Origin of the sequence: Rhodococcus sp. DMU1 (assembly GCF_012272955.1) — a bacterium.
Lineage (GTDB): Bacteria > Actinomycetota > Actinomycetes > Mycobacteriales > Mycobacteriaceae > Rhodococcus > Rhodococcus aetherivorans.
This window is the reverse complement of sequence record NZ_CP050952.1, coordinates 3195187-3214942: the sequence shown is the minus strand read 5'-3', so window position 1 is coordinate 3214942 and position 19756 is coordinate 3195187. Positions and strand designations below refer to the sequence as shown.

The 19756-nt window shown below is 72.3% G+C and carries 19 protein-coding genes; 17 read left to right on the top strand and 2 right to left on the bottom strand.

Annotation, left to right across the window (positions count from 1 at the left end; translation table 11 throughout):
* The first annotated feature begins 76 nt into the window (after positions 1-76).
* A complete protein-coding gene (locus tag HFP48_RS14895; RefSeq protein WP_044475966.1) occupies positions 77-1165 on the top strand; it encodes a lipase family protein in 1089 nt (362 codons plus the stop codon).
* Between the two features lie 12 nt (positions 1166-1177).
* Here the strand turns inward: HFP48_RS14895 and HFP48_RS14890 are convergent, their stop codons facing one another.
* On the bottom strand, positions 1178-1894 hold the full coding sequence (locus HFP48_RS14890) for an alpha/beta hydrolase (RefSeq protein WP_006936513.1): 717 nt from the start codon (positions 1892-1894) through the stop codon (positions 1178-1180).
* A 117-nt stretch (positions 1895-2011) separates the two neighbouring features.
* Between HFP48_RS14890 and HFP48_RS14885 the strand changes: the two genes are divergently transcribed.
* Positions 2012-3823: a pyruvate kinase gene (locus tag HFP48_RS14885; protein WP_161997193.1), complete on the top strand. Its 1812-nt coding sequence runs from the start codon at positions 2012-2014 to the stop codon at positions 3821-3823.
* Between the two features lie 22 nt (positions 3824-3845).
* Here HFP48_RS14885 and HFP48_RS14880 read toward each other — a convergent pair whose 3' ends face one another.
* A complete protein-coding gene (locus HFP48_RS14880; RefSeq protein WP_006936509.1) occupies positions 3846-4199 on the bottom strand; it encodes a DUF1844 domain-containing protein in 354 nt (117 codons plus the stop codon).
* Between the two features lie 357 nt (positions 4200-4556).
* Here HFP48_RS14880 and infC point away from each other — a divergent pair, with 357 nt between their 5' ends.
* The 15 genes from infC (at position 4557) to argH (ending at position 19685) form a co-directional block, all read left to right on the top strand.
* Positions 4557-5216, top strand: a complete 660-nt coding sequence (gene infC / locus HFP48_RS14875) for a translation initiation factor IF-3 (protein ID WP_029543898.1) — start codon at positions 4557-4559, stop codon at positions 5214-5216.
* A gap of 89 nt (positions 5217-5305) precedes the next feature.
* On the top strand, positions 5306-5500 hold the full coding sequence (gene rpmI / locus HFP48_RS14870; RefSeq protein ID WP_006936506.1) for a 50S ribosomal protein L35: 195 nt from the start codon (positions 5306-5308) through the stop codon (positions 5498-5500).
* A 64-nt stretch (positions 5501-5564) separates the two neighbouring features.
* A complete protein-coding gene (gene rplT / locus HFP48_RS14865; protein WP_003937964.1) occupies positions 5565-5951 on the top strand; it encodes a 50S ribosomal protein L20 in 387 nt (128 codons plus the stop codon).
* Between the two features lie 56 nt (positions 5952-6007).
* Positions 6008-6820 carry an RNA methyltransferase gene (locus HFP48_RS14860; protein WP_043799626.1) on the top strand — a complete coding sequence of 271 codons (813 nt, stop codon included), beginning with the start codon at positions 6008-6010 and terminating at the stop codon, positions 6818-6820.
* Positions 6821-6928: 108 nt separating this feature from the next.
* Positions 6929-7999 carry a phenylalanine--tRNA ligase subunit alpha gene (pheS, locus tag HFP48_RS14855; RefSeq protein WP_006936501.1) on the top strand — a complete coding sequence of 357 codons (1071 nt, stop codon included), beginning with the start codon at positions 6929-6931 and terminating at the stop codon, positions 7997-7999.
* A gap of 53 nt (positions 8000-8052) precedes the next feature.
* Entirely contained in the window at positions 8053-10542 is a 2490-nt protein-coding gene (gene pheT, locus HFP48_RS14850; protein ID WP_168579704.1) for a phenylalanine--tRNA ligase subunit beta, read from the top strand.
* Between the two features lie 28 nt (positions 10543-10570).
* Positions 10571-10957, top strand: a complete 387-nt coding sequence (locus HFP48_RS14845; RefSeq protein WP_043799634.1) for a hypothetical protein — start codon at positions 10571-10573, stop codon at positions 10955-10957.
* Positions 10958-11017: 60 nt separating this feature from the next.
* Positions 11018-12091, top strand: a complete 1074-nt coding sequence (gene argC, locus HFP48_RS14840; RefSeq protein WP_043799637.1) for an N-acetyl-gamma-glutamyl-phosphate reductase — start codon at positions 11018-11020, stop codon at positions 12089-12091.
* On the top strand, positions 12088-13344 hold the full coding sequence (gene argJ, locus HFP48_RS14835) for a bifunctional glutamate N-acetyltransferase/amino-acid acetyltransferase ArgJ (RefSeq protein ID WP_043799640.1): 1257 nt from the start codon (positions 12088-12090) through the stop codon (positions 13342-13344). The genes argC and argJ overlap by 4 nt, the downstream gene beginning before the upstream one ends.
* On the top strand, positions 13341-14285 hold the full coding sequence (gene argB / locus HFP48_RS14830) for an acetylglutamate kinase (RefSeq protein ID WP_043799644.1): 945 nt from the start codon (positions 13341-13343) through the stop codon (positions 14283-14285). Before argJ ends, argB begins: the two co-directional genes overlap by 4 nt.
* Positions 14282-15469, top strand: a complete 1188-nt coding sequence (locus tag HFP48_RS14825; RefSeq protein ID WP_168579703.1) for an acetylornithine transaminase — start codon at positions 14282-14284, stop codon at positions 15467-15469. Before argB ends, HFP48_RS14825 begins: the two co-directional genes overlap by 4 nt.
* A gap of 4 nt (positions 15470-15473) precedes the next feature.
* Positions 15474-16403 (top strand): ornithine carbamoyltransferase, encoded by a 930-nt coding sequence (gene argF / locus HFP48_RS14820; RefSeq protein WP_006936487.1) that lies wholly within the window; start codon positions 15474-15476, stop codon positions 16401-16403.
* Positions 16404-16414: 11 nt separating this feature from the next.
* Positions 16415-16930, top strand: coding sequence for an arginine repressor (locus HFP48_RS14815; RefSeq protein ID WP_006936485.1), 516 nt, complete (start codon positions 16415-16417; stop codon positions 16928-16930).
* 59 nt (positions 16931-16989) lie between these two features.
* The gene (locus HFP48_RS14810; protein ID WP_006936483.1) at positions 16990-18189 is read left to right on the top strand and encodes an argininosuccinate synthase; all 1200 of its coding nucleotides are present in this window, start codon (positions 16990-16992) and stop codon (positions 18187-18189) included.
* A 74-nt stretch (positions 18190-18263) separates the two neighbouring features.
* Positions 18264-19685, top strand: a complete 1422-nt coding sequence (argH, locus tag HFP48_RS14805) for an argininosuccinate lyase (RefSeq protein WP_043799656.1) — start codon at positions 18264-18266, stop codon at positions 19683-19685.
* Positions 19686-19756: the final 71 nt, after the last annotated feature.

The following is a 19756-nucleotide window of genomic DNA, read 5'->3' as shown; positions in this document are numbered from 1 at the left end:
CGCGAAGGGGGATGGGGTGGCACGGACGTTCTCCGGTGGTCGTGTCCGCGGGATCGTCGCCGCGCTCGTGACGGCGATGCTGCTCACGGCCGGGGTTGCGGCGGCCCGGCCCGCAGGCAGCGAGGCGGACCCGCCGGGCACCGTCGTCCGGGTCGATCCGTTGCCGCGGCAGTGGTGGCTGCCGGGTGCGTCCGCCGCGTCGGTGCTCACCTACCGCACCACCGGACCGCGCGGGGTGCCGGCCCTGAGCACCGGCGCGGTCTTCGTGCCGTCGGGCGCCGCGCCCACCGGCGGCTGGCCGGTGGTGTCGTGGGGACACGGCGCGGTCGGAATCGCGGACCGGTGCGCCCCCACCGTCGACGGCCGCATCGACAACGGATACCTGGCGCACTGGCTCGCCCAGGGATACGCGGTCGTCGCCACCGACTACCCCGGTCTCGGCACCCCCGGCCTCCACGCCTACCTCGACGGGCCGTCGGAGGCCCACGCCCTGATCGACATGGTGCGCGCCGCGCGGGCGGTGGAACCCTCCCTCGGGTCCCGCTGGGTCGCACTCGGCCAGTCGCAGGGCGGTCAAGCCGCGATGGTCGCGGCCTCCCTCGCGACCCGGTACGCACCCGAGCTCGACTACCGCGGCGCCGTCGCGCTGGGCGTGCCGTCGAACATCGAGCACCTCGTGCCGTTCGGTGACCCGCGCCTTCCGCCGCTGCCGCTGACCGGCACCACCGTGTTCATCGCCTACCTGCTGGCCGGGATGCGCGCGACCCGCCCCGACGTCGACGTCGACCGCTTCCTCAGCCCGCGGGGCCGCGAGGTCCTCGCCCGGCTCGAGGACCTGTGCTACCAGGAGGCGGCGGCCGAGGTCGGGGATCTGTCGATCGGCGACCTGCTGGCGCGACGCACCGACGATCCGGCCCTGGTCCGGGCCGCCCGCGACATGCTCGAGATCCCCACCCGCGGCTACGACCGTCCACTGTTCCTCGGCCAGGGCCTGACGGACACCGTCACCCCGGCGCCGTTCACGTTCAAGCTCGTCGCCGACCTGACCGCGGCCGGGGAGCGGTTCGTGTTCCGGTCGTATCCCGTCGGCCACCTGGAGACGATGCGGGCGTCCCTGGACGACGTCACAGCGTTCGTTGAGGACCTGTTCGCCGCGGGCCGGTAGCGAGCGACCGCGTCAGCGGCGCCCCGCCGTATCGATCGTCGCCGTATCGATCGCCGCCGCGAGATCGGCGGGACGGGACCACATCGGCCAGTGACCGGTCGGCAGGTCGACGTACTCCACGTCGGTCAACCGGCCGAGCTCGGACGCCACCGGATGCCCCGACTGCGCCATCCGCGGGATCGCCCCGGACGGGAAGCTGCTGCACACGACGGTGGTCGGCACCCTCAGGCGGGCGTCGTCGTGCAGGGCGAGCGGAGTCCGCGCCGGACCGGCCGGATGCGGCACCGCCCGCTCCCGGAACCGCTGCAGCGCAGCGTCGTCGAGCCCGTGCAGGCTGTTGCCGTCGGCTTCGAGCTCCGCCCACGGCGGTAGCGGGATCTCCGCCACGGCGGCATCGAGATCCGGTCGCAGTGCAGCGGCATCCGGCAGCGGACCGGAGTCGACGTACACCAGGCGGGCCACGTCCGTCGGGACCCGGTCCGACGCCGCGTACGCGACCGGGCCGGCGCCGCTGTGCGCGACGACGATCGCACCGCCCGCCACCGCATCCACGACGGCACCGACGTGGTCGTCGAGGGTGATGCCGGAGCGGTCGGTCCGGACGGACCCGAGCCCGGGCAGAGTCAGGGCGTCGACCCTGTGCCCCCGCGCCCGCAGGTCCTCGGCGACGGCCTCCCATGCCCATGCGCCGAGCCAGAATCCGGGAACGAGGATCACGTGTGCGCCCACGACACCCATCCTCGGGGATGCAGGCGACGGTGCGGGTCACCGACACGGTCGTTGCCGGAACGACATTGTTCAACCGGGCGCAAACCTCGCGAAACTCCGCGCCCCTACGGTGGGCGCATGACCGGTGCGCACGGCGACCTCGCGGCCCTCGCCGCCGCGCTCGACGAGCTGCGGGACGGGCTCGTCGCCGCCGCGGACGCCGACGAGCGCTGGGCCCAGGCCCACCCCGCTCACCGGCCCGGCGCGGAGAACCTGGCGCACTACGTCGCCCTGCGGCGCCGGGACATCCGCGACCTGCAGTCCGACCTCGCCGCGTGGGGGCTCTCGTCCCTGGGGCGCGCCGAGGCCCACGTGCTGGCCTCCGTCGACGCGGTGCGCCGGGCCGTGGGCAGCCTCGCCGACCTGCCCGAGATCGATGCCCGGCCCTGTCCGGTCGATTTCGTCACCGGCGAGCGCCTGCTCGAACGCCACGCCACCGCACTGCTCGGTCCCGTCCACGGCGGCCGCCGGACCCGCATCATGGTGACGCTGCCGAGCGAGGCGGCCACCGACGCCGAACTCGTCGACCGGATCGTCGGCGCCGGCGCCGAACTCGTCCGGATCAACTGCGCGCACGACGGCCCGGACGCGTGGGCCGCCATGATCGACCACGTGCGCCGCGCCGAACGGGCCCACGGCCGGCACGTCGCCGTCACCATGGACCTCGCCGGCCCGAAGCTGCGCACGGGCCCCGTCGCGCCCGGTCCCGCGGTCGTGCACGCCAAACCCGAACGGGACGCGCTCGGCCGCACCGTCGCACCCGTCCAGGTGCGGCTCACCCGCCCGGGCTCTGCGGCCGCCGCGGGCGAGGTCGTCGTCCCCGTCACCGACGAGTTGTGGCTGGCCCGGCGCCGACCCGGCGACCGCATCGCCTTCCGCGACACCCGCGGCTCCAAGCGCATGCTGGTCGTCACCGGCACCGCCGCCGGTGACGTGCGCACCGAGCTGACCGACACCGCCTACCTCGTGCCCGGCACCCGGCTGACCGCGCACGGCGACGCCACCGCCGTCGCGGCCCTCCCGCCGCGCGAACGGCGGCTCACCCTGCACGTCGGCGACGAGCTGATCCTGGATCCGGACCTCACGCCCGCCGACCCCGACGCCCACCCGCCCCGCATCGGCTGCACCCTGCCCCGGGTGTTCGAGGACACCCGGATCGGGCACCGGATCTTCTTCGACGACGGCCGGATCGGGGGGATCGTCGAGGAGGCCGCTCCGGGGCGGCTGCGGATCCGCATCACCGACGCGGATCTGCGCGGCTCCCGGCTGGGGACGGCCAAGGGCATCAACCTGCCCGACACCGAGCTGCGGCTGCCGGCGCTCACCGACGAGGACCTGGACCGGTTGCCGTTCGTGGTCGCGCACGCGGACGCGGTCAGCCTGTCCTTCGTGCGCAGTGCCGCCGACGTCGCGCGCCTGCAGGACCGGCTCGCCGAACTCGGCGGCGCGCGGCTCGGGGTGATCCTCAAGGTGGAGACGGTGGCGGGGTTCGAGAACCTGCCGTCCATCCTGTTCGCGGCCCTGCACTCGCCGCGGGTCGGCGTGATGATCGCGCGCGGCGACCTCGCCGTCGAGGCCGGTTACGGCCGGCTGGCCGAGGTGCAGGAGGAGATCCTGTGGGTGTGCGAGGCGGCGCACGTCCCGGTGATCTGGGCGACGCAGGTCCTCGACACCCTCGCCCGGACCGGCCGGCCGTCGCGCGCGGAGATCACCGACGCCGCGGCGTCGGGCCGGGCCGAGTGCGTGATGCTCAACAAGGGCCCGTACGTCGACCACGCGGTGCGCTTCCTCGACGACGTGCTGGGCCGGATGGCCGACCACCAACGCAAGAAGGACTCGCTGCTGCGGCGCCTGCGGGCCTGGGAGGAGCCGGGCGTGCCGCTGCGCTGAGACCGGGGTGGCCGAGGCCGGGTCAGAAGACCGGGCCGGTGTACTTCTCGCCCGGGCCCTTGCCCGGCTCGTCCGGGTAGGCCGACGCCTCCCGGAAGGCCCGCTGCAGCGCCTGCAGCCCCTCGCGCAGCGGCCCGGCGTGCGGGCCGAGGTACTCCACGGACGCGGTGACCAGCCCGGCGAGGGCGGTGATCACCCGGCGCGCCTCGTCCAGGTCGCGGTGGGTGCCGGCCTCGGGATCCTCGTCGGCCAGGCCGAGCTTCTCGGCGGCGGAACTCATGAGCATCACGGCGGCGCGGCTGATCACCTCGACGGCCGGGATCTCGCCCAGGTGCCGGACGTCACCGGCCACGGTCGGATCGGGGGTGTCGGTCATGGGTCCACGATCCCACCCGCGCCTCGCTGCCGCTGGGGCGGGTCGGGCCGCGGCCGGCGATTCGATCGACGGCCCGAAGTTTGCTAGGCTGTGAGTCACGACCGTCCGCGTGCTCTGCGCGTGGGCAGCAAAGTGGAGTCCGACTCCCACCTCTGCGCGGCACATGACCTGGTCATGACCTTCGCTCAGTGGTCCGGTCCGCCGCCCACCGGGGTATCCGGGGAGCGTGCACCCCGAGTGATCGGGGGGCGAGAGCGCACGGCCTTCGCGTCGTGGGGTCCGTCGGGCCGGTCGGTATTCGGACCCCGCCCGGTGCGCAAGCACCGTCGGCGGGGTTTTTCGTCGGAAGTCGGCCCCATGTGCTGCGGCGCGGTCACCCGGACCGCACCGCTCTACCTAGGAGGCCCCATCAGCGCTGAGACCCGCATCAACGAACGCATCCGAGTTCCCGAGGTCCGACTCGTCGGACCGGGTGGGGAACAGGTCGGAATCGTGCGTGTTGAAGATGCACTCCGCCTGGCATTCGAAGCCGATCTCGATCTGGTCGAGGTGGCCCCTGACGCCCGTCCGCCGGTCTGCAAGATCATGGACTACGGCAAGTTCAAGTACGAGGCTGCCCAGAAGGCGCGCGAGTCGCGCAAGAACCAGCAGCTGACCGTGATCAAGGAGCAGAAGCTCCGGCCGAAGATCGACGACCACGACTACGAGACGAAGAAGCGCAACGTGGTGCGCTTCCTCGAGGCGGGGTCGAAGGTCAAGGTGACGATCATGTTCCGCGGCCGCGAGCAGTCCCGCCCCGAGCTCGGGTTCCGGCTGCTGCAGCGCCTCGGCGCCGACGTCGCCGATCTCGGCTTCATCGAGACCGCCCCCAAGCAGGACGGTCGGAACATGACCATGGTCCTGGCCCCGCACAAGGGCGCCAAGACCCGCGCCAAGGCGCAGGAGACCGCCCAGGCCTCCGTCGCCAGGCCGGCTCCTGCCGCGGACAAGCCCGCGGCAGGCGACGGCACCGCGTAGCTCCGCCGGTCGACCGGGCTCACCGCCCGGCCGGCCGCTGCGCGCAAGCCGGACGAACACGAGTAAATCCCCGACGAACTGAGGACTCCATGCCCAAGTCGAAGACCCACAGCGGCACCGCGAAGCGATTCAAGGTGTCCGGCAGCGGAAAGATCCTGCGCCAGAAGGCCGGCCGCCGCCACCTGCTCGAGCACAAGTCCTCCCGGGTGACGCGTCGCCTCGACGGCAAGGCCGCCGTCTCCGACGTCGACGCCCCGCGCGTCAAGCGCATGCTCGGCATCTGAGCTTCTTTCCCCGACCGACCCCCGGGGGCGATCGACTGCCCCCCGAGATTGACAGGACATATCAGTGGCACGCGTGAAGAGGGCCGTCAACGCCCAGAAGAAGCGCCGTTCGATCCTCGAGGCTTCCAAGGGCTACCGCGGGCAGCGCTCGCGTCTGTACCGCAAGGCCAAGGAACAGCAGCTCCACTCGCTGACCTACGCATACCGCGACCGTCGCGCGCGCAAGGGTGACTTCCGCAAGCTGTGGATCAGCCGCATCAACGCCGCTGCCCGCGCCAACGACATCACCTACAACCGCTTCATCCAGGGCCTGAAGGCCGCGGGTGTCGAGGTGGACCGCAAGATCCTCGCCGAGCTCGCCGTCTCCGACGCCGAGGCGTTCGCCGGCCTGGTCGCCGTGGCCAAGGCCGCGCTGCCCGCCGACGTCAACGCGCCGGCCGACGCCGCCTGAGCGCAGCGCCGAACGCCGAGACGACGCTGAACGACCGACCAGCACAGGAACGACCCGTGGACCCGCTCACCGAGCGCACCCCACGGGTCGTTTCTGCTGTCAAACTCCTGCGCACCTCCGACCGCCGCAAGGCCGGCCGTTTCCTCGCCGAGGGCGAGAACTCCGTCGGCGAGGCCCTCACGACCGCCGTCGTGCACGAGGTGTTCGTCACCGAGGCCGCCGCCGCCCGCTACCCCGATCTGCTCGGCGCCGCCCGGCGCCGACACGTGCGGGTCTCCACCGTCACCGAGCGCGCGGCCGCCCGGCTGTCGGACACCGTCACCCCGCCCGGCATCGTCGCCGTGTGCGATCTGCTCGACGTGCCGCTCGCCCGGGCCCTGACCCCGCCGCCGCGGCTGCTCGCCGTGCCCGTCGAGATCGCCGAGCCCGGCAACGCCGGCACCGTCATCCGCGTGGCCGACGCGGTCGGCGCCGACGCGGTGGTCCTCGCCGGCGACAGCGTCGACCCGCACAACGGCAAGTGCGTCCGCGCCTCCGCGGGCAGCGTGTTCCACCTCCCGCTCGCCCGTGAACGCGACACCGGCACCGTCCTCGACGCGCTCGCCGCCGCCGGACTCCAGGTGCTCGCCACCGCCGCCGACGGCGAGGTCGATCTCGACGAGGCCGACGAGCTGCTCGCCGCCCCCACGGCGTGGCTGTTCGGCAACGAGGCCCACGGCCTCGACCCGGCGGTCGCGGCGCGGGCCGACCACCGGGTGCGCATCCCCATCCGCGGCCGCGCCGAATCGTTGAATCTTGCCACCGCCGCGTCGATCTGCCTGTACGCAAGCGCCCGCGTGCAGCATCGCGCCGACAGGGCCGTGCCCTAGCGCGGCCCGGCCATCGCCTAGGATTTGGGTGCTGCGCTGGCGCGATCCGTTCGACGCCGAACGTGGCACCACACCCACCGTTCGCCCGAAGAAGGAGTTGCACCGGTCGTGGCCAAGAATGAGGGCGGCACCCCGCCGGCAGTCGATCCGAGCGCCCTGAGCGAGGAGTCGCTCGCCGCGTCCACGCAGGCCGCGCTGGCCGCGTTCGCCGCCGCCCCCGACCTCGACGCGCTCGCGCAGGCCAAGATCGACCACCTCGGCGACAAGGCCCCCGTCTCCCTCGCCAAGCGCGCCCTGGGCGGCCTGCCCGGCAACCAGCGCGCCGACGCCGGCAAGCGGGTCAACGCGGCCCGCGGCGCGGTCACCGCAGCCTTCGACGAACGCCGCACCGAGCTCCTCGCCGAGCGCGACGCCGCGGTCCTCGTCGCCGAGGCCATCGACGTCACCCTGCCCGCCAACCGCCGGCCCGCCGGCGCGCGGCACCCGATCACGATCATCTCCGACCAGATCGCCGACGTGTTCGTCGGCATGGGCTGGGAGGTGGCCGAGGGCCCCGAGGTCGAAACCGAGCACTTCAACTTCGACGCGCTGAACTTCCTGCCGGACCACCCCGCCCGCACGATGCAGGACACCTTCCACATCGCGCCGGAGGGCTCACGGCAGGTGCTGCGCACCCACACCTCGCCGGTGCAGGTGCGCACCATGCTGCACCGCGACATCCCGATCTACGTGGTGTGCCCCGGCCGCACCTTCCGCACCGACGAGCTCGACGCCACCCACACCCCGGTGTTCTCGCAGATCGAGGGCCTGGCCGTGGACAAGGGGCTGACCATGGCCCACCTGCGCGGCACCCTGGACGCGTTCGCCCGTGCCCTGTTCGGACCCGAGACCCGAACCCGGATGCGCCCGAACTACTTCCCGTTCACCGAGCCGTCCGCCGAGGTGGACGTGTGGTTCCCGAACAAGAAGGGCGGTGCCGGCTGGGTCGAATGGGGCGGCTGCGGCATGGTCAACCCCAACGTGCTGCGCGCGAGCGGCATCGACCCCGACGAGTACACCGGCTTCGCGTTCGGGATGGGCCTCGAGCGCACCCTGCAGTTCCGCAACGGCATCTCCGACATGCGCGACATCGTCGAGGGCGACGTCCGATTCACCATGCCCTTCGGCGTGCAGGGCTGACGCCGCCCGACCCGAGACCCGACCACCGAACCGACCGAAAGAGCTGAGCACAAGTGCGAGTAGCGCAGTCCTGGCTGACCGAGATCCTGCAGCGGGCCACCCCCGAGTGGAACGTCACCGCCGAGGAACTCGATGCGGGATTCGTCCGGGTCGGACTCGAGGTGGAGGAGGTCGACACCCTCGCGCGCCTCGACGGCCCCCTCGTCGTCGGCCGCGTCCTCGAGATCACCGAGCTCACCGAGTTCAAGAAGCCCATCCGCTTCTGCCAGGTCGAGGTGGGCGAAGACGCCCCGCGCGGCATCGTGTGCGGCGCCCGCAACTTCACCGAGGGCGACCTCGTGGTCGTCGCGCTGCCCGGCGCGGTGCTGCCCGGCGGCTTCGCCATCGCCTCCCGCAAGACCTACGGCAGGGTCTCCGACGGGATGATCTGCTCCGTCGCCGAGCTCGGCATCGGCAAGGACCACTCCGGCATCCTCGTCCTCGAGGATGGCACCGCCGAACCGGGTACCGACGCCAACGACCTGCTCGGCCTCGGCGACACCGTCATCGAGCTGAACATCACCCCCGACCGCGGCTACTGCTTCTCGCTGCGGGGCCTGACCCGCGAACTCGCGTGCGGCTTCGACCTCGAGTTCGCCGACCCCGCGCACGTCGTGCCCAATCCGGCCGACGGCGGCCAGGCCTACCCGATCCGGCTCGAGCCGGAGACCGACGCCACCCGCTTCGCCGCCCGCAAGGTCACCGGCATCGACCCCAAGGCCGTGTCCCCGTGGTGGCTGCAGCGGCGGCTGCTGCTGTCCGGCATCCGCCCGATCTCCCCGGCCGTCGACGTGACCAACTACGTGCTGCTCGAACTCGGCCAGCCACTGCACGCCTTCGACGCCGCCACCCTCCAGGGTGAGCTCGTCGTGCGGCGCGCGAAGGCGGGGGAGAAGCTGACCACCCTCGACGGCATCGAACGCGACCTCGACCCCGAGGACGTCGTCATCACCGACGACTCCGGCGTGATCTCCCTGGCCGGGATCATGGGCGGCGTCGCCACCGAGGTGAGCGGCACCACCACCGACGTCCTCCTCGAGGCCGCCACCTGGGATCCGCTGGCCGTGTTCCGGAGCGCGCGGCGCCACAAGCTGGTCAGCGAGGCGGGCAAGCGGTTCGAGCGCAACGTCGACCCCGAAGTGGCGCTGCCGGCGCTGGACCGGGCCGCGTCGCTGCTCGTGGAGATCGCCGGTGGCCGCGTCGAGCCGGTCCTGACCGACATCTCGGTCCCCGTCGAGCCGGTCTCGATCCGCATGGACATCGACCTGCCCGACCGCATGGCCGGGGTCTCCTACCCGACCGGCACCGCCGCCCGCCGGCTCACCCAGATCGGATGTGGCGTCGAGGTCGGCGTCGGCCCGGACGGGCACGGCCAGCTGGTGGTCACGCCGCCCACGTGGCGACCCGACCTGCGCCAGCCGGCCGACCTGGTGGAGGAGGTGCTGCGGCTCGAGGGACTCGAGCAGATCCCGTCCGTGCTCCCCGCCGCCCCCGCCGGACGCGGACTGACCCCGAGCCAGAAGCGCCGCCGCGCCGTGGGCCGCGCCCTGGCCGCCGACGGCCACGTCGAGGTCCTCGCCCCCGTCTTCCTGCCGGCGCACGTGTTCGACACGTGGGGTCTCGACTCCGACGACCCGCGCCGCACCACCACCAAGGTTCTCAACCCGCTCGAGGCCGACCGCCCCGAGCTGGCGACGACGCTGCTGCCCGGCCTGCTCGAGGTGCTCGCCCGCAACGTCTCCCGTGGCCAGCGCGACCTGTCGCTCTATGCGATCGCGCAGGTCGTCCTGCCCGGACCCGGCACCCGGCCCGTGCCGCCGCTGCCGGTGGACCGGCGTCCCACCGACGAGCAGATCGCGCTGCTCGAAGGATCGCTGCCCGCGCAGCCCGTCCATGTCGGGGCGGTGCTGTGCGGCCTGCGGGAGCCCGCCGGGCCGTGGGGCCCGGGCCGGCCCGCGGACGCGACCGACGCGTTCGCCGCGGCGGAGACCGTCGCGGCCGCCGCCGGTGTGCGGCTGCAGCGCCGCGCGGCGCAGTACCTGCCCTGGCATCCGGGCCGCTGCGCCGAGCTGCTCGTCGACGGTGTCGTCGTCGGCCATGCCGGCGAGCTGCACCCGGCGGTGCTCGAGCGCGGCGGCCTGCCCGCCCGCACGTGCGCGTTCGAACTGGACCTCGACGCGCTGCCGATCATGGAGTCGCTGCCGGCGCCCAAGGTCTCCCCGTTCCCCGCCGTCCTGCAGGACGTCGCCGTCGTCGTGGCCAAGGAGGTCCCGGCCGCCGACGTCGAGGAAGCGCTGCGCGCGGGTGGCGGCGAGCTGCTCGAGGACATTCGCCTGTTCGACGTGTTCGAGGGGGCGCAGGTCGGGGAGGGCCGCAAGTCGCTCGCCTTCGCGCTGCGGTTCCGGGCGGCAGACCGCACGCTCACGGAGGACGAGGCCAGCGCCGCCCGCGCCGCCGCCGTCGCGTCGGCGTCCGCCGCCGTCGGTGCCGAACTGCGGCACTGACCCGGGCCTGCGGACGTAGCCTGGGAGCATGACCACGGATCCGTCGTCCCCCGACCCCGACGCTCCGGACACGCCCGTGCCCGACGTCCCCCCGGCCGAGCCCGGTTCTCCGTCGGTCCCGGACGTGACACCGGCGGAACCGGGCTCGCCGTCGGTGCCGGACGTCCCGCCGTCCCCGGTCGGGCCGGACGTGACACCCGCCGAGGGGGCGGCCGCCGGTTACACCTCGGCCGGAGTGCCCACGTTCGACTCGGTGCGTGAGAAGATCGAACGCCGCGCAGGCACGGCGATCGGTGCGGAGGAACTCGCCCGCGAGAGCGCGGCGGGGCGCACGCTCGAGGAACAGTTCGACGAGCGCCGACGGGCCGCCGCCGACAAGCTGACCGAGATCCGCCGTTCGCTGGCCGAGGGGTGAGCCGGTCCGGTCCGACCCACCCGTATGAATGAAGTTGCATGATGATGCATAATCAATCGTATGGGTAACTCACCGGAATTCACGGCGACCGCACAGTCACCGATTCGGGTCGCCGTCGCGGGGGCCAGCGGGTACGCGGGCGGCGAAATCCTGCGCCTGCTTCTCGGTCATCCCGCCTATCAGGACGGCCGGCTCGTCGTCGGCGCGCTCACCGCCGGCGGCAACGCCGGCGCGACGCTCCGCGAGTTCCATCCCCACCTGCTTCCGCTGGCCGACCGCATCCTCGGCGCCACCGATCTCGACACCCTGGCCGGCCACGACGTCGTGTTCCTCGGCCTGCCCCACGGCCACTCCGCCGTCATCGCCGAGCAACTGCCCGACACCACCGTCGTCATCGACTGCGGCGCCGACTTCCGTCTGTCCGAGTCGGCCGACTGGGAACGCTGGTACGGCGGCGACCACGCAGGAACCTGGCCCTACGGCATGCCCGAGCTGCCCGGCAAGCGTGAGCACCTGATCGGCGCCACCCGCATCGCGGTCCCCGGGTGCTATCCCACGTCGGCCACCCTCGCCCTGGCCCCCGCCGTCGCGGCCGGCATCGTCGAGCCGAGGGTCCAGGTCGTCGCCGTGTCCGGCACCTCCGGCGCCGGCAAGTCCCCCAGGGTCGACCTCCTCGGCTCCGAGGTGATGGGCTCGGTGCGGGCCTACGGCGTCGGCGGAGCGCACCGGCACACGCCGGAGATCAAGCAGAACCTCGCCGCCCTGACCGACGCCGCCGTGACCGTCTCCTTCACCCCCGTGCTGGCGCCGATGCCCCGCGGCATCCTCGCGACCTGCACAGCCCCCACCACGGCCACCGCCGACGAGGCCCGGGCCGTGTACGAGAAGGCCTACGCCGACGAGCCGTTCGTCCAGGTGCTGCCCGAAGGGGTGCTGCCCACCACCGGTGCGGTGCTCGGCTCCAACGCCGTGCAGCTCGCCGTCACCGTCGACCCCGACGCCGGCGTCCTCGTCGCCATCGCCGCGCTCGACAACCTGACCAAAGGCACCGCCGGCGCGGCGGTGCAGTCCATGAACCTGGCACTCGGCCTGCCCGAGACCGCCGGCCTGTCCACCGTGGGAGTCGCCCCGTGAGCATCGACAGACACTCCACCGACGAGCACGTCTACGTCGACGCCGTCGACATCGCCGGCGGACGCCTGATCCGCACCCAGGGCGTCACGTCGCCCGCCGGGTTCCGCGCCGCGGGCATCCCCGCCGGCATCAAGGCCTCCGGCAACCCGGACCTCGCGCTGGTCTTCAACGAGGGTCCGGAGCTGACCGCCGCCGGCGTGTTCACCACCAACAAGATCAAGGCCGCACCCGTGCTGTGGTCGCAGCAGGTCCTCACCTCCGGCGCCCTGCGCGCGGTGATCCTGAACAGCGGCGGCGCCAACGCCTGCACCGGCCCCGGCGGGTTCCAGGACACCCACGCCACCGCGGAGAAGGTCGCCGAAACCCTCAGCAACTGGGGCACCGAGACCGGTGCGGGCGAGATCGCCGTGTGCTCTACCGGGCTCATCGGCGACCGGCTGCCCATGGGCAAGGTCCTCGCCGGCGTGGAGGAGATCGTCCACGAACTCGCCGGCGGCATCTCCGGCGGCACCGACGCCGCCTACGCCATCATGACCACCGACACGGTGCCCAAGCAGGCGGCCCTGCACCACGCCGACAAGTGGAACGTCGGCGGCATGGCCAAGGGCGCCGGCATGCTCGCCCCCGCTCTGGCCACCATGCTGTGCGTCGTCACCACCGACGCCGTCGCCACCGCCGAGCAGCTCGACCGCGCCCTGCGCGCCGCCACCCGGCTGACATTCGACCGCCTCGACGTCGACGGGTCCACCTCCACCAACGACACCGTGCTGCTGCTCGCGTCCGGTGCCAGCGGCATCGCCCCCACCCAGGAACAGCTCGACGCCGCCGTCCTCGCGGTGTGCGACGACCTCGCCGGGCAGATGATGGCCGACGCCGAGGGCGTCACCAAGCGGGTCACCGTCACCGTCCGCGGCGCCGCAAGCGAACAGGACGCCCTCGTCGGCGCGCGCACCGTCGCGCGCGACAACCTCGTCAAGACCGCCCTGTTCGGTTCCGACCCCAACTGGGGTCGCGTCCTCGCCGCGATCGGCATCGCCCCGATCGACCTCGACCCGAACCGCATCTCCGTCACGTTCAACGGCTCCCCGGTGTGCATCGACGGTGTCGGCGCCCCCGGCGCCCGCGAGGTCGACCTCTCCGGCCCCGACATCGCCCTCGACATCGACCTCGGCGTCGGCGACGCCGAGGTGACCATCCGCACCACCGACCTCTCCCACGGCTACGTCGAAGAGAACTCGGCCTACTCGTCATGACCGGAACCGATATGGCCACCGATCCCATCGCGCAGCTCACCGCCCACCAGAAGGCGTACGTCCTCGCCGAGGCCCTGCCGTGGCTGCAGAAGTTCCGCGGCAAGATCGTCGTGGTCAAGTACGGCGGCAACGCCATGATCGACGACGACCTCAAGCGCGCCTTCGCCGCCGACATGGCGTTCCTGCGCACCGTCGGCGTCCATCCCGTCGTCGTCCACGGCGGCGGACCGCAGATCAACGCCATGCTGAAGCGACTGGGCATGGCAGGGGAGTTCCGCGGTGGTTTCCGCGTCACCACCCCCGAGGTGATGGACGTCGTCCGCATGGTGCTGTTCGGCCAGGTCGGCCGCGAACTCGTCGGCCTGATCAACGCCCACGGCCCGTACGCCGTCGGCATCTCCGGCGAGGACGCCCACCTCTTCACCGCCACCCGCCGCACGGTCGTCGTCGACGGCGAGGACACCGACATCGGTCTCGTCGGCGACGTCACTACCGTGGACCCCGCCGCCGTCCACGACCTCATCGCGGCCGGCCGCATCCCCGTCGTCTCCACCATTGCCCCCGATGCCGACGGCGTGGTCCACAACATCAACGCCGACACCGCCGCCGCCGCCCTCGCCGAGGCCCTCGGCGCGGAGAAGCTCGTGGTCCTCACCGACGTCGAGGGCCTCTACACCGACTGGCCCGACCGCAGTTCCCTCGCCACCAGCATCGACGCCGACGCCCTGGCCGATCTGCTGCCGTCCCTCGACGCCGGCATGGTCCCGAAGATGGAGGCCTGCCTGCGGGCCGTCCGCGGCGGCGTGCCCACCGCCCACGTCATCGACGGACGCCAGCCGCACTCGGTGCTGCTCGAACTCCTCACCGAGGAAGGCATCGGCACGATGGTCACTCCCACCCACCCCCGGACGACCGCACCCACCCAGGAAGGCACCTCATGACCGGCACCTCCGAACTCCAGCAGCGCTGGGCCGGGTCGCTGATGAACAACTACGGCGTCCCCAAGGTCGCCCTCGTCGCCGGCGACGGTGCCGTCATCACCGACGCCGACGGCAAGCAGTACCTCGACCTGCTCGGCGGCATCGCCGTCAACGCCCTCGGTCACCGCCATCCCGCCATCCGCGAGGCCGTCACCGCGCAACTCGACACGCTCGGCCACGTGTCCAACCTCTACGCCAGCGGACCCGTCGTCGAACTCGCCGAGCGTCTCCTCGCGCACTTCGGGCACCCCGGCCGGGCGTTCTTCTGCAACTCCGGCACCGAAGCCAACGAGGCTGCGTTCAAGCTCGCCCGGCTCACCGGACGCCCCAAGATCATCGCCGCCGAGAAGGCCTTCCACGGCCGCACCATGGGCGCCCTGGCACTCACGGGCCAGCCCGACAAGCGCGCCCCGTTCGAACCCATGCCCCCCGGCGTCGAATTCGTCCCCTACGGCGACGCGGACGCCCTCGACGCCGCCGTCGACGAGAACACCGCCGCCGTGTTCCTCGAACCGATCATGGGGGAGTCCGGCGTCGTCGTGCCCCCCGAGGGCTACCTGGCCCACGCCCGCCGCATCACCGCCGAACGCGGGGCGCTGCTCGTCCTCGACGAGGTGCAGACCGGCATCGCCCGCACCGGCACGTTCTTCGCCCACCAGGCCGTCGGCATCGTGCCCGACGTGATGACCCTCGCCAAGGGGCTCGGCGGTGGCCTGCCCATCGGCGCCGTCGTCGCCACCGGACCGGCCGCCGACTTCTTCCAGCCCGGCAAGCACGGCACCACCTTCGGCGGCAACCCGGTGTGCGCCGCCGCCGCGCTCGCCGTCCTGCGCACCATCGACGAACAGCACCTGCTCGCCCACGTCGACGCCGTCGGCAAATCCATCGCCACCGGCATCGAAGCGCTCGGGCACCCCCTCGTCGACCACGTCCGAGGCGCCGGCCTGCTGCTCGGCATCGTCCTCACCGACACCAAGGCACCCGCCGTCGAAGCGGCCGCCCGGGACGCCGGCTATCTCGTCAACGCCGCCGCCCCCGACGTCATCCGCCTCGCGCCGCCGCTGATCCTCACCCAGGAACAGGCCGACGGGTTCGTCGCGACGCTGCCCTGCGTGCTCGACGCCGCCCAGCAGGAAGGAAACTAGACCCATGGTGAAGCACTTCCTCAAGGACGACGACCTCACGCCCGCGCAGCAGAGCGAGGTCCTCGACCTCGCCGCGGCCCTGAAGAAGGCCCCGTTCTCGGCCCGTCCCCTCGAGGGCCCGCGCGGCGTCGGAGTCATCTTCGAGAAGAACTCGACCCGCACCCGCTTCTCCTTCGAGATGGGTATCGCCCAGCTCGGCGGCCACGCCGTCGTCGTCGACGGCCGCACCACCCAGCTCGGACGCGAGGAAACCCTGCAGGACACCGGCCGCGTCCTGTCCCGCTACGTCGACGCCGTCGTCTGGCGCACCTTCGGCCAGGACCGGCTCCAGGCGATGGCCGAAGGCGCCACCGTGCCCCTCGTCAACGCCCTCTCCGACGAGTACCACCCCTGCCAGGTCCTCGCGGACCTGCTCACCCTCCGCGAGCACAAGGGTGAGCTGCACGGGCTGAAGCTGACCTACCTCGGCGACGGTGCCAACAACATGGCGCACTCGCTGCTGCTCGGCGGTGTCACCGCCGGCATCGACGTCACGATCGCCGCCCCCGCCGGTTTCGTCCCGAACCCCGCCGTCGTGGACGCGGCCCGCGCCCGCGCCGCCGAAACCGGCGCGCGGATCACCCTCACCGAGGACCCGCGCGCCGCCGTCGCCGGCGCCGACGCCCTCGTCACCGACACCTGGACCTCCATGGGCCAGGAGAACGACGGACTCGACCGCGTCGGTCCCTTCCGTCCGTACCAGGTCAACGCCGAGCTGCTCGCGCTCGCCGACCCGAACGCCGTCGTGCTGCACTGCCTGCCCGCCCACCGCGGCGACGAGGTCACCGACGAGGTCCTGGACGGACCGCAGTCGGTGGTGTGGGACGAGGCCGAGAACCGCCTCCACGCACAGAAGGCGCTGCTCGTGTGGCTGCTCGAGCAGCGCGAACGGTAACCGTGAGCAGCGTGGCCGAACCGTCGAGCGGCGCCGGACCGGCCGGCGCCGCCGCGGCCCCGACCCGCGCGGCCCGGCAGGCCCGGATCACCGCGCTCGTCGCCACCCACGCGATCCGCAGCCAGCCGGAACTCGCCGCGCTGCTGGCCGCCGAAGGCATCGAGGTGTCCAACGCCACCCTCTCCCGCGACCTCGAGGAGCTCGGAGCGGTCAAGCTCCGCGGGGCCGACGGCGGGCCCGGCGTGTACGTCGTCCCCGAGGACGGGAGCCCCGTCCGCGGCGTGTCCGGAGGCACCGACCGGCTCTCCCGCCTCCTCGGCGAACTGCTGGTCTCCACCGACTCGAGCGGCAACATCGCCGTGCTCCGCACCCCACCCGGAGCAGCGCACTATCTGGCCAGCGCACTCGATCGGGCATCATTACCCGAAGTGGTCGGCACCATCGCCGGCGACGACACCATCGCGGTGATCGCGCGCGAGCCCCTCACCGGAGCCGACCTCGCCGCGAAGATCGAATCCCTGGCCTGATCCGATCGCGCACCGAGCACCGATAGACGCAAGTTCAATCAAGAAGGAGCACAAACACAATGGCCGATCGCGTCGTACTCGCCTACTCGGGCGGGCTGGACACCTCCGTCGCCATCAGCTGGATCGGCAAGGAGACCGGCAAGGAGGTCGTCGCCGTCGCCATCGATCTCGGCCAAGGCGGCGAGGACATGGAGGTCGTGCGCCAGCGCGCCCTCGACTGCGGCGCGGTCGAATCCGTCGTCGTCGACGCCAAGGACGAGTTCGCGGAGGAGTACTGCCTGCCGACCGTCCAGGCCAACGCCCTCTACATGGACCGCTACCCGCTGGTCTCCGCGATCAGCCGCCCCCTGATCGTCAAGCACATCGTCAAGGCTGCCCGCGATCACGGCGGCACGGTCGTCTCGCACGGTTGCACCGGCAAGGGCAACGACCAGGTCCGCTTCGAGGTCGGATTCGGCGCCCTCGCCCCCGACCTCGAGGTCATCGCCCCCGTCCGCGACTACGCCTGGACCCGCGAGAAGGCCATCGCCTTCGCCGGCGAGCACAACCTGCCGATCAACGTCACCAAGAAGTCCCCGTTCTCGATCGACCAGAACGTGTGGGGCCGTGCCGTCGAGACCGGCTTCCTCGAGGACCTGTGGAACGCCCCCACCAAGGACGTCTACGACTACACCGAGGACCCCAGCCTCAACTGGCAGGCCCCCGACGAGCTGATCATCACCTTCGAGAAGGGCGTGCCCACCGCGATCGACGGCCGGCCGGTCACCGTGCTCGAGGCCATCCAGGAACTGAACCGCCGCGCCGGCGCCCAAGGCGTCGGCCGCCTCGACATGGTCGAGGACCGCCTCGTCGGCATCAAGAGCCGCGAGATCTACGAGGCCCCCGGCGCTCTCACCCTCATCCACGCCCACCAGGAGCTCGAGCACGTCACCCTCGAACGCGAGCTCGGCCGGTACAAGCGCCGCGTGGAGGAGCGCTGGAGCGAGCTGGTCTACGACGGTCTCTGGTACTCGCCGCTGAAGTACGCGCTCGACGCGTTCGTCCAGAACACCCAGGAGCACGTCTCCGGCGACATCCGGCTCGTCCTGCACGGCGGCCACATCGCCGTCAACGGCCGCCGCAGCGCCGAATCGCTGTACGACTTCAACCTCGCTACCTACGACGAGGGCGACAGCTTCGACCAGTCCAACGCCAAGGGCTTCGTCCAGATCCACGGCCTGTCCTCCAAGGTCGCCGCCAAGCGGGACCTGGGCCTGTAGTCATGACCGCCCACGACGCCGAAGGCATCCGGAGTCACGATGCCGAAGGCATCCAGAGTCACGATGCCGAAGGCATCCAGAGTCACGGCACCAACGAGGGCGCCCTGTGGGGCGGCCGGTTCGCATCCGGACCGGCCGCCGCCATGGCGGCACTGAGCAAGTCCACCCACTTCGACTGGGCGCTCGCCCCCTACGACGTCCGGGCCTCCAAGGCGCACGCGCGCGTGCTGCACAAGGCCGGCCTGCTCAGCGAGGCCGACCTCGCCACCATGCTCGACGGCCTCGACCGGCTCGGCGCCGACGTCGCCTCCGGCGCGTTCGCCCCGGCCGAGTCCGACGAGGACGTCCACGGCGCCCTCGAACGTGGGCTCATCGAGCGGGTCGGTCCCGACGTCGGCGGCCGGCTGCGAGCCGGCCGCTCCCGCAACGATCAGGTCGCCACCCTGTTCCGGATGTGGCTGCGCGACGCGGCGCGACGTATCGCCGACGGTGTCCTCGCCGTCGTCGACGCCCTCGCCGACCAGGCCGCCGCGCATCCCGCCGCGGTGATGCCGGGCAAGACCCACCTGCAGGCAGCACAGCCGGTACTGCTCGCACACCACCTGCTCGCGCACGCCCACCCGCTGCTGCGCGACGTGCAGCGGCTGCGGGACTTCGACGCGCGTGCGGCGGTGTCCCCGTACGGCTCGGGAGCGCTCGCCGGCTCCTCCCTCGGCCTCGACCCCGACGCGATCGCGGCAGAACTGAACTTCGACTCCGCCGCCGAGAACTCGATCGACGCCACCTCCGCGCGCGACTTCGCCGCCGAGGCCGCGTTCGTGTTCGCCATGATCGCGGTCGACCTCTCCCGCATGGCGGAGGAGGTCATCCTCTGGAGCACCCCGGAGTTCGGCTACATCACCCTCGCCGACGAGTGGTCCACCGGATCGTCGATCATGCCGCAGAAGAAGAACCCGGACGTCTCGGAACTGACCCGGGGCAAGGCAGGTCGCCTCATCGGCAACCTCACCGGCCTGCTCGCCACCCTCAAGGCCCAACCGCTGGCGTACAACCGGGACCTGCAGGAGGACAAGGAGCCGGTGTTCGACTCGGTCCTGCAGCTCGAGCTGCTGCTGCCGGCGATCACCGGTCTCGTGTCCACCCTGACCTTCCACACCGATCGTATGGCCCAGTTGGCACCCGCCGGATTCACCCTCGCCACCGACATCGCCGAGTGGATGGTGCGCCAGGGTGTCCCGTTCCGCGTCGCACACGAGGCGGCCGGGGCGTGCGTGCGCGCGGCGGAGGCGCGCGGCGTCGGCCTCGAGGAACTCACCGACGACGAGCTGACGGCGGTCGACCCCGCGCTGACGCCGCAGGTCCGCGAGGTGCTCACCGTGGAGGGCTCCATCGCTTCCCGCAACGCCCGCGGCGGCACCGCGGGCGCCCGGGTAGGTGAACAGCTCGACGGAGTTCGTGCCGCCGCTCGCGCGCTGCGGGACTGGGTGCGCAGCTGACCGGCCCGCTCGGTGAACAGGGCCATCGCCTCGACGTAATGTGGCAGGCTGTCATTCCTGACAGGGTGGAC

Bases quoted from the DNA above. Each gene is read 5' to 3' on its own strand.
- HFP48_RS14895 (WP_044475966.1), top strand. From the start codon at position 77: ATGCTGCTCACGGCCGGGGTTGCGGCGGCCCGGCCCGCAGGCAGCGAG.
- HFP48_RS14885 (WP_161997193.1), top strand. From the start codon at position 2,012: ATGACCGGTGCGCACGGCGACCTCGCGGCCCTCGCCGCCGCGCTCGAC.
- HFP48_RS14880 (WP_006936509.1), bottom strand. From the start codon at position 4,199: ATGACCGACACCCCCGATCCGACCGTGGCCGGTGACGTCCGGCACCTG.
- infC (WP_029543898.1), top strand. From the start codon at position 4,557: ATGTGCTGCGGCGCGGTCACCCGGACCGCACCGCTCTACCTAGGAGGC.
- rpmI (WP_006936506.1), top strand. From the start codon at position 5,306: ATGCCCAAGTCGAAGACCCACAGCGGCACCGCGAAGCGATTCAAGGTG.
- HFP48_RS14845 (WP_043799634.1), top strand. From the start codon at position 10,571: ATGACCACGGATCCGTCGTCCCCCGACCCCGACGCTCCGGACACGCCC.
- argC (WP_043799637.1), top strand. From the start codon at position 11,018: ATGGGTAACTCACCGGAATTCACGGCGACCGCACAGTCACCGATTCGG.
- argB (WP_043799644.1), top strand. From the start codon at position 13,341: ATGACCGGAACCGATATGGCCACCGATCCCATCGCGCAGCTCACCGCC.
- HFP48_RS14825 (WP_168579703.1), top strand. From the start codon at position 14,282: ATGACCGGCACCTCCGAACTCCAGCAGCGCTGGGCCGGGTCGCTGATG.
- argF (WP_006936487.1), top strand. From the start codon at position 15,474: ATGGTGAAGCACTTCCTCAAGGACGACGACCTCACGCCCGCGCAGCAG.
- HFP48_RS14810 (WP_006936483.1), top strand. From the start codon at position 16,990: ATGGCCGATCGCGTCGTACTCGCCTACTCGGGCGGGCTGGACACCTCC.